General features: G+C 72.7%; 12 protein-coding genes. 9 read left to right on the top strand and 3 right to left on the bottom strand.

The window, feature by feature from the left end:
* The first annotated feature begins 4 nt into the window (after positions 1 to 4).
* From ACGF4F_RS18955 to purB, 4 genes are all read left to right on the top strand, one after another.
* Positions 5 to 610 (top strand): hypothetical protein, encoded by a 606-nt coding sequence (locus tag ACGF4F_RS18955; RefSeq protein ID WP_393078829.1) that lies wholly within the window; start codon positions 5 to 7, stop codon positions 608 to 610.
* A 112-nt stretch (positions 611 to 722) separates the two neighbouring features.
* Positions 723 to 1,238, top strand: a complete 516-nt coding sequence (locus tag ACGF4F_RS18950) for a SigE family RNA polymerase sigma factor (RefSeq protein WP_357434585.1) — start codon at positions 723 to 725, stop codon at positions 1,236 to 1,238.
* Positions 1,235 to 2,500 (top strand): hypothetical protein, encoded by a 1,266-nt coding sequence (locus ACGF4F_RS18945; protein ID WP_393078825.1) that lies wholly within the window; start codon positions 1,235 to 1,237, stop codon positions 2,498 to 2,500. Before ACGF4F_RS18950 ends, ACGF4F_RS18945 begins: the two co-directional genes overlap by 4 nt.
* A gap of 124 nt (positions 2,501 to 2,624) precedes the next feature.
* A complete protein-coding gene (purB, locus tag ACGF4F_RS18940; RefSeq protein WP_393078822.1) occupies positions 2,625 to 4,049 on the top strand; it encodes an adenylosuccinate lyase in 1,425 nt (474 codons plus the stop codon).
* 114 nt (positions 4,050 to 4,163) lie between these two features.
* On the opposite strand, the gene ACGF4F_RS18935 is transcribed toward purB, so the two are convergent.
* Both ACGF4F_RS18935 and ACGF4F_RS18930 read right to left on the bottom strand, forming a co-directional pair.
* The gene (locus tag ACGF4F_RS18935) at positions 4,164 to 4,733 is read right to left on the bottom strand and encodes a YbjQ family protein (RefSeq protein ID WP_393078819.1); all 570 of its coding nucleotides are present in this window, start codon (positions 4,731 to 4,733) and stop codon (positions 4,164 to 4,166) included.
* Between the two features lie 24 nt (positions 4,734 to 4,757).
* Positions 4,758 to 5,438: a DUF1986 domain-containing protein gene (locus ACGF4F_RS18930; RefSeq protein WP_357434589.1), complete on the bottom strand. Its 681-nt coding sequence runs from the start codon at positions 5,436 to 5,438 to the stop codon at positions 4,758 to 4,760.
* A gap of 362 nt (positions 5,439 to 5,800) precedes the next feature.
* On the opposite strand from ACGF4F_RS18930, the gene purS reads away from it, so the two are divergent.
* The 4 genes from purS (at position 5,801) to ACGF4F_RS18910 (ending at position 10,457) form a co-directional block, all read left to right on the top strand.
* Positions 5,801 to 6,064: a phosphoribosylformylglycinamidine synthase subunit PurS gene (purS, locus tag ACGF4F_RS18925; protein WP_073835003.1), complete on the top strand. Its 264-nt coding sequence runs from the start codon at positions 5,801 to 5,803 to the stop codon at positions 6,062 to 6,064.
* On the top strand, positions 6,061 to 6,744 hold the full coding sequence (purQ, locus tag ACGF4F_RS18920) for a phosphoribosylformylglycinamidine synthase subunit PurQ (RefSeq protein ID WP_357434590.1): 684 nt from the start codon (positions 6,061 to 6,063) through the stop codon (positions 6,742 to 6,744). Before purS ends, purQ begins: the two co-directional genes overlap by 4 nt.
* A gap of 67 nt (positions 6,745 to 6,811) precedes the next feature.
* A complete protein-coding gene (purL, locus tag ACGF4F_RS18915) occupies positions 6,812 to 9,697 on the top strand; it encodes a phosphoribosylformylglycinamidine synthase subunit PurL (protein WP_393078816.1) in 2,886 nt (961 codons plus the stop codon).
* A gap of 10 nt (positions 9,698 to 9,707) precedes the next feature.
* Positions 9,708 to 10,457 carry a 2-phosphosulfolactate phosphatase gene (locus ACGF4F_RS18910; RefSeq protein ID WP_393078813.1) on the top strand — a complete coding sequence of 250 codons (750 nt, stop codon included), beginning with the start codon at positions 9,708 to 9,710 and terminating at the stop codon, positions 10,455 to 10,457.
* A 738-nt stretch (positions 10,458 to 11,195) separates the two neighbouring features.
* Here ACGF4F_RS18910 and ACGF4F_RS18905 read toward each other — a convergent pair.
* Positions 11,196 to 13,259 (bottom strand): carboxypeptidase regulatory-like domain-containing protein, encoded by a 2,064-nt coding sequence (locus ACGF4F_RS18905; RefSeq protein ID WP_393078810.1) that lies wholly within the window; start codon positions 13,257 to 13,259, stop codon positions 11,196 to 11,198.
* 164 nt (positions 13,260 to 13,423) lie between these two features.
* On the opposite strand from ACGF4F_RS18905, the gene ACGF4F_RS18900 reads away from it, so the two are divergent.
* Positions 13,424 to 13,777 carry a sterol carrier family protein gene (locus ACGF4F_RS18900; protein WP_357434592.1) on the top strand — a complete coding sequence of 118 codons (354 nt, stop codon included), beginning with the start codon at positions 13,424 to 13,426 and terminating at the stop codon, positions 13,775 to 13,777.
* Positions 13,778 to 13,932 lie beyond the last annotated feature (155 nt).

The raw sequence follows: 13,932 nt of genomic DNA, 5'->3' as shown, positions 1-13,932 counted from the left end.
GGTCATGCCCGGTCAAGCCCTGCTCCGTACCACCGTCGTCGCACTGGCTGCCGTGCTGGCCGCCGGATGTGCGGCCACCGGCAACGCCACGGAGTCCACCGCCACGACCTCGGTGACCGAGGCCCCCGGCGACGCGGCGGCGTCCACCGCGCCCGCGAGCGGCGCCCCGACAACCTCCGCGGAGCCCACGGGAGACGGTACGACCGGCAGCGGGTCGACGGGCGGCGGCACCAAGAGCAACGGCGGGCAGCCCGGCAGCAGGCCGACGACGAGCGCCCCGAAGCCGGCCGGCCCGACGATTACCTACTTCCGGGTCGCCCAGAAGCCCTCCTGCCCGGCGGGCACCAACGCCGATCCGGTCGCGGGCACCCCGGTCGTCGTGGAGTGGAAGACCAGCAACGTCGATTCGGTCGCCCTCTCCGTCGACGGCCCCGGCGTGTACGCCGACAACTACCCGCCCACGGGCAGCGAGACCCTGAACTTCCCCTGCTCCGGCGCCGAGGGCGACGTGCAGAAGCACACCTACCTGCTGACGGTCCGCAACGCCCACGGCACGCAGAAGAAGACCCTCGTGGTGACCGCCACCGTGCACGAGATCACCCAGGTGTGACGTAACCCGCGTTCCGGCGGCTACAGGGCATCGCGATTTCCAGCTTGGCGAGCAACCCCGTCGCCACTTCGTACCGTTCCCCAGGCATGAAACGGACGAGAGGTCGGGCGCGGTGAACCGCGCTGACGAAGACGAGTACCGGCAGTTCGTGACCGCCCGCCTGGAGTCGCTACGGATCACGGCGTACCTGCTCTGCCGTGACTGGCACACCGCCGACGACCTGGTGTCCATCACGATCGGCAAGCTCTACCGGCACTGGCGCCGCGTCCGCCCGATGGAGAACGTCGACGCGTACGTCCGGGGGATGCTCACCAACGCGTGGTTGGACGAGCGGCGCCGGCCGTGGCGGCGGGAACGCAGCACCGACGACGTGCCCGATCGGGCGGACGTGGCGTTCCCCGAAGCCGCGCTGGCCGACCGGGAACATCTGCTCGACCTGCTGGCCCAGTTGCCGCCGCGCCGGCGGGCGGTGGTCGTCCTGCGGTTCTGGTGCGACTTCTCGGTCGAGGAGACGGCGCGGACCTTGGGCGTCAGCACCGGCACGGTGAAGAGCCAGGCGGCCCGCGGGCTGGAGAGCCTGCGTCTGCTGGCGACGTTGGATTCCGCGGTGAAGGGAGAGGGCGCATGAGCTACCGGACGATGTTCCGTGAGGCGGTCGGCGAGATCCCGCCCACCTCCATCGACATGGACCGGGTCATCGCCCGGCAGCGCCGCGCCCGGCGGCTCCGGCGCGTCGGCGTGGCGGCCCTGGCCGCGGCGGCCGTCGGTGTCGTCCTCGTCGGCACGACCGCCGTCACCGGTCGGCCCCGAGCCGGCGTGCCGGCGGTGCCGAGTCCGACGAACCCGCCGGTACGCACCCCGGCACCGTCGTCGGGTGCCTCGTTCACCGCGATGGACCTGGCCATCTTCGAAGCGGTGGGCCGGGTGGCACCGGACCTGGACTGGGCACCCAGGCGTGGCGCGCCGGAGGGTGAGGGAGCGGTCTGGTTCTCCGGCCCGAGCCTCAGTGGTTACACCCCGGACGGCTACCACGGGCACGGGAGGGTCCGGTCGGGCGACCGGATGGGCGTGCTGTCCGTGCAGATCACCGACGACTGGGGGCCGCTCGGGGCGTGCACCGCCGAGGCGCTCAGGACGAGCGGGTGTGCCGTCACGACCGGACCGGCCGGCGAGAAGATCATGACCCTGTCGGCCCGCAACCCGGCGCTCGGACCGGATCTGAAGCCGTCCGGGATTGCCGTGTCGAGCAGCGTGCAGGTGCAGCGGTCCGACGGGGTGACGATCATCGTGCGCATTCGGGGTGAGGACGAGGATCCCCCGCTCTCCATCGCGCAGTTGGCCGCGTTGGCCCTGGATTCGGCGGTCGCCGGGCAGGCCGCGCAGCCGCTGCAGGGCAACACAGAGGCCCGCCGGAGGTGGCTCGACAGCGTGGTACTCGCCTCGTTGCAGCGACACGTGCCCGGTGTCACGGGGGCCCAGGGGAGGGGAGCCGCCATGACCCCGGGCGACCTGGGCGCTTTCTGGAGCAGCGAGAGCACCACGGACAGCTACGCGGGCCAGGGGCGGGTCCTGGTGGACGGCGTGTCCGGGACCCTCTCGGTGCGGATCCACCGGCGGGGTCCGGGCACCGCCGGTGACCTGACCTGCGACGCGAGCACCAGGACCCACACGTGCGAGGCAGGTACCGGTCCCGCCGGGGAGCGGTACCGCATCACCACCGACGGTTCTGGGGCGAAGGCGGAGCGGACCGTCCACGTGTTGCGTCGGGACGGCGTCTGGCTAGCGGTGAGCCTCACCGCCGGCGAGAAGGGGAAGCTTCCCCTGACCGCCGCGCAGCAGCAGGCCGTCGCGTTGGATCCGGCAGTCAACCTCACCGACCGTTTCGGTTAGCCGGCCGGGAGGTCGCCGGTGGGTGGTGGGCACGCCGCCGGCCGGCGACCTCCGGACCGTCCGGCGTCTGAGCGGCCGACTTCCTCCTCGGGGCCGCCGCCGCGGTCATGGGAGACTGAGGTACGTGACGACGATCCCGAACGTGCTCGCCAACCGGTACGCCTCGCCCGAGCTGGTCGCCCTCTGGTCGCCCGAGGAGAAGGTCCGCATGGAGCGGCGGCTCTGGCTCGCCGTACTCAAGGCCCAGCGGGACCTCGGCGTGCCGGTGCCGGACGGGGTGGTCGAGGCGTACGAGCGGGTCATTGACGACGTCGACCTGGCCTCGATCGCGGAGCGGGAGCGGGTCACCCGGCACGACGTGAAGGCCCGGATCGAGGAGTTCAGCGCGCTCGCCGGGCACGAGCACGTGCACAAGGGGATGACCTCCCGGGATCTCACCGAGAACGTCGAGCAGCTCCAGATCCGCGCCTCGCTCGAGCTGATCCGGGACCGGGTGGTCGCCACCCTGGTCCGGCTCGCCTGGCACGCCCACGAGTACTCCGGCCTGGTGATGACCGGCCGGTCGCACAACGTCGCCGCGCAGGCCACCACGCTGGGCAAGCGCTTCGCCTCGGCCGCCGAGGAGCTGTTGATCGCGTACGAGCGGCTGGATGACCTGATCGGTCGGTACCCGCTGCGCGGCATCAAGGGGCCGGTGGGCACGGCCGCCGACCAGCTCGACCTCTTCGACGGCGACGCCGACAAGGTGGCCGAGCTGGAGCGCCGGGTCGCCGAGCACCTCGGGTTCAGCCGGGTGCTGGACAGCGTCGGCCAGGTCTACCCGCGTTCGCTGGACTTCGACGTGCTCTCCGCACTGGCCCAGGTGGCCGCCGCGCCGTCGTCGCTGGCCACCACGATCCGGCTGATGGTCGGCCAGGAGCTGGTCACCGAGGGCTTCAAGCCCGGCCAGGTGGGCTCCAGCGCGATGCCGCACAAGATGAACACCCGCTCGTCGGAGCGGGTGAACGGCTTCGCCGTGATCATCCGCGGTTACCTGTCGATGGTCGGCGAGCTGGCCGGCGACCAGTGGAACGAGGGGGACGTCTCCTGCTCGGTGGTCCGCCGGGTGGCCCTGCCGGACGCGTTCTTCGCCGCCGACGGGCTGTTCCAGACCTTCCTCACCGTGCTGGACGAGTTCGGCCCGTACCCGGCGGTGATCAACCGGGAGCTGGAGCGCTTCCTGCCGTTCCTGGCCACCACCAAGATCCTGGTCGCGGCGGTCCGGCGCGGCGTCGGCCGGGAGGTCGCGCACGAGGTGATCAAGGAGCACGCGGTCGCGGTGGCGCTGGCCATGCGGGAGAAGGGCGCGGCCGAGAACGACCTCTTCGACCGTCTCGCCGCGGACGGGCGCCTCGGCCTGACCCGCGCGGAGATCGACGCCCTGGTCGCCGACCGCAACGCCTTCGTCGGCGCCGCAGGCACCCAGGTCGACCGGGTCACCGCCCGCATCGCCAAGATCGTCCAGTCCCACCCCGACGCGGCCGCCTACTCCCCACCCCCCATCCTCTGACCCACCCACCCACCCCACCCGAGCCTGGTTGATCATGAGGTTGGCGGCGAAGTGGATCTCTGGCACCGCCGCTAACCTCATGATCGACCCCGGCAGGCCCGGCGGGGGCGGGGGTCAGGGGGATTTGGGGGTGGGGGTTTCGGCGGCGGAGGAGAGGTTGGGGGCGCTCGCCGGTTCGGCGATGCCACCGGGGGCCGAGGCGATCTCCGGCTCGTGGGCGGTGTCGGCCGCGACCATGGGCTGGTCGGGCGGCATGACGTCCGGCATCTTGGGTACGACGATCACCGCCGTGCCGTACGCGCAGATCTCCATCCACATCTCGCCGCAGTCCCGGCTGTCGAAGCGCATGCCGATCACCGCGTTCGCGCCGAGCCGGCGGGCCTCCTCGCCGAGCCGGGCCACCGAGTCGGTACGCCAGCGGGTGAGGTTGTCCGGCGCCATCGGGTCGTAGGCGCCACCGCGCAGGTTCTTGACCCCCTCGCGGTACGGGTTCCGGGTCCTCGCCATGGAGGAGACCACTTCGCCGAGGATCTGGCGGATCTCGTAGCCGGGCAGTTGATCCGTCGTCACGACCAGCACGTTTCCGATGCTGTCAGCCGGTCGGCGGCCCGAACGTGTGCCTTGTTCACCTGATCGGATGCTGCGAAACGAGGCGGCGCGGACGGTCGGCACGTCACCGACCATCCGCGCCGCGACCGGCGCTAAGTGTCAGACACCGGCCACCGAGGTGATCCAGGACCGGTTGTACGCGACGCTGCCGTAATTCTGGATGCTCACGCCGTCGGCGGTGGAGGCCACGCCGACCTGCTGGCCGTTGTAGAACTGCGGGCCGCCCGAGTCGCCCCGCCAGGCGTTCCCGTTGATCCGGGAGCTGCGGATGGCCTGCCCGCCGTACGCGTCGGAGGCGCTGTTGCTGGTCACCTGGACGGTGGCGGTCTTGAGCTGGCTGGACGGGTTGCAGCCGCTGTAGCAGGTCATGCCCCAGCCGTAGATCGAGTTGGTCGACCCGATGGGCGGGTTGCTGCTGGCCAGCGACACGGTGGAGGTGGTCACCGGGCTGGAGAGCCGCATCAGCGCGAGGTCGTAGCGGGTGTAGGTGGTGCTCACGGTGCGGGTGGTGCCGCCCGAGGCGTAGTAGACGCTGCCGACCCGGACGGACATGCTGCCGCTGATGCAGTGCCGGGCGGTGAGCACCCACTGGGACGCAATGACGCTGCCGGAGCAGGTGAACGAGCCGTTGCTGAACACCGCGGCGGCCCAGGGCGCGGAGGAGACGGTGCCACCTCCGATGATGTACGGGCCGACGGGGGCGGCGGCTGCGCCGGACGCGGCGCCGAGGACGCCGACCATGGCGACGCCGATGGTGGCGAGCAGGGAGCGGATGCGCATCGGGAACTCCTTCACGTCGGGGGCACCCGGGGTCGCCGGGTGACGGGGAGCGGGCGACGGGTGGTCGCCAGGGCTGTGCATCGACTTACATCGATGTACGGTAGGGCCCCGGCGCGGCACTGACAAGGAGTCGATAGAGATTAACCGATGTAACGATTTGGCCACCTGGCGGCGCTGTCGTTCCTGGTAAGGGTGCGTTCCGTGCAGGCCGGGACATCCGGTGCGGCCCCCTCGACGGGGTCACGTCGATCACTGCCCGGACGCGCCGGCCGGTTCGGCCGAGGCGGTATCTGCCAGGTAGGCTGGCTGCGCTCGCCCGTAGTGGGCCGGCACCCAACTGCGTACACAGTCAGGAGTGCCCCGTGCCTCGCGTCGTCGTCGACGTCATGCTCAAGCCCGAGATCCTCGATCCGCAGGGCCAGGCCGTCGCAAACGCGCTGCCCCGGCTCGGCGTCAGCGACGTCGCCTCGGTCCGGATCGGCAGGCGGATCGAGATCGAGTTCACCGGTGAACCGGACCTGGACCGGGCCCGGGAGATCGCCGACAAGCTGCTGGCCAACCCGGTCATCGAGGACTTCACGGTCCGCGTGGTGGAGACCGACGAGCCCGTGGACGCGCGCCAGTGACCGCCCGGGTCGGTGTGGTGACCTTCCCCGGTTCGCTCGACGACGGGGACGCGGCCCGAGCCGTCCGCATCGCCGGCGCCGAGCCGGTCCGGCTGTGGCACGGCGACCCGCAGCTGCACGGCGTGGACGCCGTGGTCCTGCCCGGTGGCTTCTCCTACGGTGACTACCTGCGGTGCGGCGCCATCGCCCGGTTCGCCCCGGTCATGGAGACGATCGTGGACGCCGCCCGGGGCGGCCTGCCCGTGCTCGGCATCTGCAACGGCTTCCAGATCCTCTGCGAGGCCCACCTGCTGCCGGGCGCGCTCACCCGCAACCAGCACCTGCACTTCCGTAACCGGGACCAGATCCTCCGCATCGAGGCCGCCGGCACCGCCTGGACCAACGCGTTCCAGCCGGGCCAGGAGGTGCTGATCCCGGTCAAGAACGGCGAGGGCTGCTACGTCGCCGACCCGGCGACGCTGGACCGCCTGGAGGCCGAGGGTCGGGTTGTCGCCCGCTACCTCGGCGGCAACCCCAACGGTTCGCAGCGCGACATCGCCGCGATCACCAACGAGGCCGGCAACGTGGTCGGCATCATGCCGCATCCCGAGCACGCGGTGGAGGCGCTCACCGGCCCCTCCCTGGACGGCCTCGGCTTCTTCACCTCGGTGCTCAAGCACCTGGTGGGGACGCCGGCGTGACCGTGCGCGGCGGGATCATCGGTCGGCTCACCCGCCGCCCCGGCGGCGAGCGCAGCGAGGAGAGGTCATGACCACCCATCCGGACCCGGACCTGCGGGAGGCACCGGGCGCCCACCCGGCCGACCCGGCGGAGCCGCGTACGGCCACCGTGGTGCCGCAGGCCGGCCCGGCCGACGACTGGACCGCGGCCGTGGACACCGTGCCCCGGGCCACCGGCACGCCGGAGGAGCTCCAGCCGTACGCGGAGCTGGGCCTCCGCGACGACGAGTACGACCGGATCCGGCACATCCTCGGCCGCCGCCCCACCCAGGCCGAGCTGGCCATGTACTCGATCATGTGGAGCGAGCACTGCTCCTACAAGTCGAGCAAGGTGCACCTGCGCCAGTTCGGCGAGAAGGCCCCGCCGAGCGACCGGCTGCTGGCCGGTATCGGTGAGAACGCCGGCGTGGTCCGGGTCTCCGACGAGCTGGCGGTGACCTTCAAGGTCGAGTCGCACAACCACCCGAGCTTCGTCGAGCCGTACCAGGGCGCGGCGACCGGCGTCGGCGGGATCGTCCGCGACATCCTCGCCATGGGTGCGCGTCCGGTCGCGGTGATGGACCCGCTGCGCTTCGGCGCGGCCGATCACCCGGACACCGCCCGGGTGCTGCCCGGCGTGGTCGCCGGCGTCGGCGGTTACGGCAACTGCCTCGGCCTGCCGAACATCGGCGGCGAGGTGGTCTTCGACCCCTGCTACCAGGGCAATCCCCTGGTCAACGCGCTCTGCCTCGGCGTGCTGCCGGTCGACCGGCTGCAGAAGAAGGAGGCCGCCGGCCCCGGCAACGTCGTGGTGCTGATGGGCGCCAAGACCGGCCGGGACGGCATCGGCGGCGTGTCGGTGCTGGCCAGCGCCACCTTCGACGAGGGCAGCGAACAGCGCCGCCCGTCGGTCCAGGTGGGCGACCCGTTCACCGAGAAGCTGCTGATCGAGGCGTGCCTGGAGCTGTACGACGCCGAGCTGGTCGTCGGCATCCAGGATCTCGGCGGCGCCGGCCTGACCTGCGCGCTCACCGAGACCGCCGCGGCGGCGGGCACCGGCATGCGGGTCTGGCTGGAGCGGGTGCCGCTGCGGGAGCCCTCGATGGAGCCGCACGAGATCCTGGCCAGCGAGTCCCAGGAGCGGATGCTGCTGGTCGTCGCCCCGGACAAGCTGGAGGCGGTGCTCAAGACCGCCGAGAAGTGGGGCGTGCTCGCCACCGCGATCGGTGAGGTCACCCCGCCCGCGCCGGACGGCCAGCCGGGTCGCCTGGTGGTCTCCTGGCGCGACCACGTCGTGGTGGACGTGCCGCCGGGCTCCCTGGTCGACGACGGTCCGGTGTACGCCCGCCCGATGCGGGAGCCGGCCGACCTGATCCTGCTCCAGGCCGACCGCGCGGAGACGCTGCCCCGGCCGAGCAACCCGGAGGCGCTGCGGGAGACCGTGCTGCGCATGATCGCGTCGCCGAACCTGGCCGACAAGACCTGGGTCACCGAGCAGTACGACCGGTACGTGCTGGGCAACACCGTGCTCGCCCAGCCGGAGGACTCCGGCGTGATCCGGATCGACGAGCGGACCGGCCTCGGGGTCGCCCTCTCCGTCGACGGCAACGGCCGGTACGCGCGCCTCGACCCGTACCACGGGACGAAGCTGGCGCTGGCCGAGGCGTACCGGAACGTTGCGGTGACCGGCGCGAAGCCGATCGCCGTGACCAACTGCCTCAACTTCGGCTCGCCGGAGGACCCGGGCGTGATGTGGCAGTTCGCCGAGGCCGTCCGCGGCCTGGCGGACGGCTGCCTGGAGCTCGGCATCCCGGTGACCGGCGGCAACGTCAGCTTCTACAACCAGACCGGCCCGGCACCCATCCACCCGACCCCGGTGGTCGGCGTGCTGGGCGTGCTGGACAACGTCGCCGACCGGGTGCCGATGGGCTTCGTGCCGCGTCCTGGCGGCGACCACGACCAGCTCTTCCTGCTGGGTGAGACGCACGTCGAGCTCTCCGGCTCGGAGTGGGCGTGGGTGACCCACGAGCACCTCGGCGGCATTCCGCCGCAGGTCGACCTGGCCCGCGAGCGGCAGCTCGCCGAGCTGCTGGCCGCCGCCGCCCGGGTGGGGCACCTCAGTTCCGCGCACGACCTCTCCGACGGTGGCCTCGCCCAGAGCCTGGTCGAGTCCTGCCTGCGGCGTGGCGTCGGGGCCCGGATCGCCGTGCCCGAGCACTTCGCTGGCGGGTCGATGCCGTTCGTCTTCCTGTTTAGCGAGTCGGCCGGCCGCGCGCTGGTGTCGGTGCCGCGTGGGCACGAGAAGGCGTTCACCGCGCTCTGCGCCGAGCACGGGGTGCCGTGGGAGTTCATCGGCGTCACCGACCCGGCAAGCGGCGCGCTGGAGGTGCACGACCAGTTCCGGATCGGTCTCGACGAGCTGCGCGCCGCGCACACGGCGACCCTGCCGCGCCTCTTCGGCGGCGTGGAGGCGGGCCAGGTGGCGGCGCTCGGTACGGGCGTCGTCCCGGCCGTCGGCGAGCAGCCGGCGGGCGACCCGGCGACCGATCCGGCCCCCGACCCGGCCGGCCAGGCCGACGGCGGGGCGCCGGCGGAGGGGGCGGACGCTCCTGCGGCGGAGACCCCGGTGGCGGCGGACGCTGCCGCGACGACGGCCCCGGACACCGTAGTGGCGGCGGATGCTCCCATGGCGGCCCAGGACGCCGCCGTGGAGGCGTCGGAGGCTCCGGACGTTCCCGTGGCCGCTACGGACGCGGCTGCGGAGGCGAGTGACGCCCCGGCGGAGGCCGGGGACGCCGCACCGGGCGCCGACGGGCCCGATGTCCCGGTCGACGCCCCCGAGGCGACGTCCGACCCGGCGACGGCCGGGCCGGCGGGCTCCGCGACGGCTACCGGTGACCCGGACGACCAGGCCCCCGCGCCGGATCAGCGCTGAGGCCCTGGCCTTGGCCGTCTACGCCCAACCCGGCTCCGGCGCCCGGTTCGACTGGGGGCTGACCGGGGCGGCGGAACTCGGCCGGGTCTGCGCGGCCCTGGTGGTGGTGGACGTGCTCTCGTTCACCACCGCCGTCGAGGTGGCGGTCGGTCGCGGCATGCGGGTGCACCCGTTCCCCTGGGGGGAACAGGCCGCCGAGTACGCCCGCCGGGTGGGGGCGATCGCCGCGGTCGGCCGCCGGCAGATGACCCTGGAGCATCCATGGTCGCTCTCGCCGGCGGCGTTGCGGACCGCACCGGCCGTCGCCGACCTGGTCCTGCCCTCGCCGAACGGCTCGGCGATCAGCGCCGCCGCGAGCGCCACCGGTCTGCCGGTGGTGGCGGCGTGCCTGCGTAACGCGCCCGCCGTCGGGCGATGGCTGCGTGCCCAGGGGTACGGCTCGAACGACGCGCCGGTGGGTGTGGTGGCGGCCGGTGAGCGCTGGCCGGACGGTTCACTGCGCCCCTGCGTGGAGGATCAGCTCGGGGCGGCCAGTGTGCTGGACGCCCTGTCCGGGGTGCCGGGCGGGCTCTCGGTGGAGGCGGCGATGGCCCTGGCCGCGCTGGCCAGCACGCCCGACGTGCCGGCCGCCGTCCGGGGGTGCGTCTCCGGGCGGGAACTCGCCGAGGGCGGCTTCGCTGGGGACGTGGAGGTCGCCGTCCAGGTGGGTGTCTCCGACGTGGTACCGGTTCTGCGCCAGGGTTACTTCGCCGCCGCCTGATCCGGCTCTGCCGCCTGGCCCGGCTCTGCCGCCTGGCCCGGCTCTGCCGCCTGGCCCGGCTTCGCCGGCTGGCCTGGCTCTTCGGTTCGGTCCGTGGGTCCGCCGCCTGGTCGCTGTCTGCTGGTCCGGCTCTGCCCGTTGGTCCGGCTCTGCCCGTTGGTCAGGCCCCGCGCCGGTTGGTCCGGCTCGGGCCGGTGTTTCGGCGCGCTGGCTGCTTGCGTCTCGGTGACTACCGACCTGATGACGTAAACGACTCACGTGTTCGCGAACGATCTGCGACTTCGGGTGCAGTTGTTGTCGTCCCAGCGACCACAACTGCACCCGAAACCGGCAGCCGCTCTGTCCGGCGGCCGGACGCGCCGGAGCTGTGCTGGCCCATCCCGGTGATTCATCTATGCCATCAGGCGCACGTGCTCCGGCTGGATGACGCCCGGCACGCCCGCCGCCAGGTTTGTCACCGGGGCCCGACAACTGATCGGTGGCGAGGGCGGACCGAACCGAACCTCCGTGGGTAGGCGCCGCCGCTGCGGCAAGTCGACCACGGCGGTCCGTTCGGCAGCTCCGCGACCTGGCTCTGGGCGCCTGTGTCCGGATCCCGACCCGCGAGCCGAGCCGGGCGGCCCTCCCAGGTCCGGCAGGTCGGCCACTGCGGACTGCCGTACCGATCATGCGAAGTGGCCGCCCGGATCGCCCGGGCGGCCACTGTCGATATCGGTGCGGGGCACGTGGCCCCGGCGGTCAGTCGTCCAGCCAGTCGAGGCGGCGGCCGCCGCGCTCCTGCGGGCCGTCAGGTCGGCCCCGGCCGGCCTGGGCCGGATCGCCGTAGTGTCCGCCCTGGTCGTAGCCCTGGTTGTCGTAGCCGCCGGTCCGCTGCTGCGGCGGCTGCTCGTGGCCGTAGCCGCCCTGCTGCGGCTGGCCGTAACCGGCGCCGCCGCGGTAGCCGCCCCGCTGGTCGTGGCCGTCGTAGCCCTGCTGCGGGCCGTTGTCGTAGCCGCCACGCTGGTCGTAGCCGTCGTAGCCCTGCTGGCCGCCGTCGTAGCCGCCCGACGGCCCGTTGTCATAGCCACCGGAGGGGCCGCCGTAGCCGCCTCCCTGGCCGTAGCCGGTGCCGGGCTCCGGGCCGCGGCCGTACTGTCCCTGGCCCGGCTGGTCGTAGCCGCGACCCTGGTCGGGCTGGTCGTAACCGCGGCCCTGGTCCGGCTGGTAGGTGCTGGTCGGGTACGGGTCGGCCGGCGGCGCGTACTGGGTGGTGTCGCCGGTGTAGCGGCCGGTCGGCTCGTCGTACCGCTCGCCGCCGTAACCGCCGCCCTGGGCGGGCGGGTAGCCACCGGCACCGGCGCCGTAGTCCCGGCTGCCGTAGCCGCCACCCGAGGACGGCGCGTTGCCGTAGCCGCCACCCGAGGACGGCGCGTTGCCGTAGCCACCACCCGAGGACGGCGCGTTGCCGTAGCCACCACCCGAGGAGGGCGCGTTGCCGTAGCCACCACCCGAGGAGGGCGCGTTGCCGTAGCCGCCTCCCTGGCCGTAGCCACCCTGGCCGGCCGGCTCGTCGCCGTAACCACCGCCGCCCCAGCCGTCCTGCCCGCCGCCGACGCCGTAGGCGGGCCCGGGCGGGGCGCCGTACGGGTCCGGCGGGACGTCGTCCACGACCGGGCGGTGCATCATGGTCGGCGCGTCGCTGAGCGAGGGACCGCCGACCATCGTCGGCGCCGCTCCGGCGCCCATGCCGCTGACCACCCGGGTCTGGTCGTCGGCACCCCGGTAGGCGCCCCGGGCGGCCGGCACGGCACCCGCGCCCGCCGGGCCACCCGGACCCATCGGACCACCCGGGCCGTCACCGTCGATGTCGTCGTCGCCCTCGTTCTTGCGCTTCATGTAGAGCAGCACGATGGTGCCGACGCCCACGGCCACGAAGAGACCGCCGAGCAGGATCAGCAGCCAGTTGCCGAAGCCGCCGGAGTCCTGCTGGGCGGCGGGCTGCGGCCCCGCAGCCGCCTCGGTGGCCGGCGTGTCGGTGGCCTCGTCGGTCGGCTCCTCGGTCGGCACCGGCTCCGCGCTGGCGGACGGCGACGGGCTCGGACTCTTCTCGACCTTGATCGGCACGCTGATCCGCACGCCGGTCACGGCCTGGCCGGCCGACGCGTTGACCGTCTTGTAGCCGGTCTTGCCGTCCTTGCCAGAGGCCAGGTCGACCCGGCCGGGCGCGATCGGATCCGAGGACGAGCCGGTGAACCGGAAGTTGCCGCTGCCGTCGGTGTTGGTCTGGCGGGTGATGCCCTTGCTGTCCCGGAGCATGACCACGACGCCCTCGAGCGGCTCGCTGTTGTCCGCGATGATCACCTTGCCGGAGATCGACTTGACCGTCTGCGCCTCCGGCGGCGCAGCCGCCTTGACGGTGACGCTGAGCGGCTGGGCGTCCGACCCTCCGTTGCCGTTGCCTTCGACCCGAATTGTCGCCCGGGTTCCGTTGGCCGCAGGTGCGTTAGCTGCCGCCGACAGAGTCAGGGTCACCGGCTGCGGGGTCGGCAGGCCCCCAGGGAAGTCGACCTTTTTCCCGCATCCCCCGCAGTTGACTCCGTCGGGCAGACCGGTGATGTTGATCGTCGCTGAGTTCTCGCCAGGTTCCGGTGTGACGCTGATGTTGACGGAACTGCTCTTGCCGGCATCAATCGTCACCGAGTCGTCCGCTGAGGTGATCCTGGCGGCGAAGGCGGGTGTGGCGGGGACGGCGAGCAGCGCGCCGACAACCAGCGCCACCACCACACCGGCCCGCTGCTTCCAGGCACGTCGGTGTGTTGACACGTCCACCGCCTTCCGGGTCTGATCTCTCCCCGCCGGCCGGCGCCGGGCCGGGGACGATCACTCACGGTACGAATACGCCGTCGGCAACTATGCCTTGTCTGGCCGGATCATCTCTACCCAGGGCCAGCGTCGACCGTGATGCTGTCGAATCGTATCGTCCCGTCGTGTCCTCTCCGCACACTAAGTCCGCCGCGGTCGCGGCCGCGTTGACAGCGCTGGATGAGGGGCGTACGCCCGAACGGCCGGTGTTCCGGGAGGCGGTCCGTACCCTCCTGGCCGTCCTCGCCGAGCGCGCCCCCGGCCGATCGGTGGAGGTGCGCGTTCCACCATACGGTGCCGTGCAGTGCGTGGCCGGACCGCGACACACCCGTGGTACGCCGCCGAATGTGGTGGAAATGGACCCGGAGACCTGGCTCGCGCTGGCCAGCGGCCGCCTCGGCTGGGCGGAGGCGGTCACCGAGGGTCGCGTACGGGTCAGCGGGATCCGCGCCGACCTCGCCGACTACCTCCCGCTCTAGCTGGGGGTACACCCACTCGCCATCACGATCAGCAGGCGAGCTGTGACTGTCAGTGTCGACTGCTATTCGCGTACACTGTCAGGCGACGACGGCCCCGGCCGGTCCGCGCGGAGCTGGCCCCCGACTCCGCCAGGCCGGGTCCAGACCAGCATGAG

Origin of the sequence: Micromonospora sp. NPDC047740, assembly GCF_043204735.1 — a bacterium.
Lineage (GTDB): Bacteria > Actinomycetota > Actinomycetes > Mycobacteriales > Micromonosporaceae > Micromonospora.
The sequence above is the reverse complement of the archived record's forward strand: the minus strand, read 5'-3'. Positions and strand labels throughout refer to the sequence as shown.

Excerpts from the sequence above, each read along its gene's own strand:
- ACGF4F_RS18955 (WP_393078829.1), top strand. The coding sequence starts at position 5 with ATGCCCGGTCAAGCCCTGCTCCGTACCACCGTCGTCGCACTGGCTGCC.
- ACGF4F_RS18945 (WP_393078825.1), top strand. The coding sequence starts at position 1,235 with ATGAGCTACCGGACGATGTTCCGTGAGGCGGTCGGCGAGATCCCGCCC.
- ACGF4F_RS18935 (WP_393078819.1), bottom strand. The coding sequence starts at position 4,733 with ATGGTCGGTGACGTGCCGACCGTCCGCGCCGCCTCGTTTCGCAGCATC.
- ACGF4F_RS18930 (WP_357434589.1), bottom strand. The coding sequence starts at position 5,438 with ATGCGCATCCGCTCCCTGCTCGCCACCATCGGCGTCGCCATGGTCGGC.
- purL (WP_393078816.1), top strand. The coding sequence starts at position 6,812 with ATGACCACCCATCCGGACCCGGACCTGCGGGAGGCACCGGGCGCCCAC.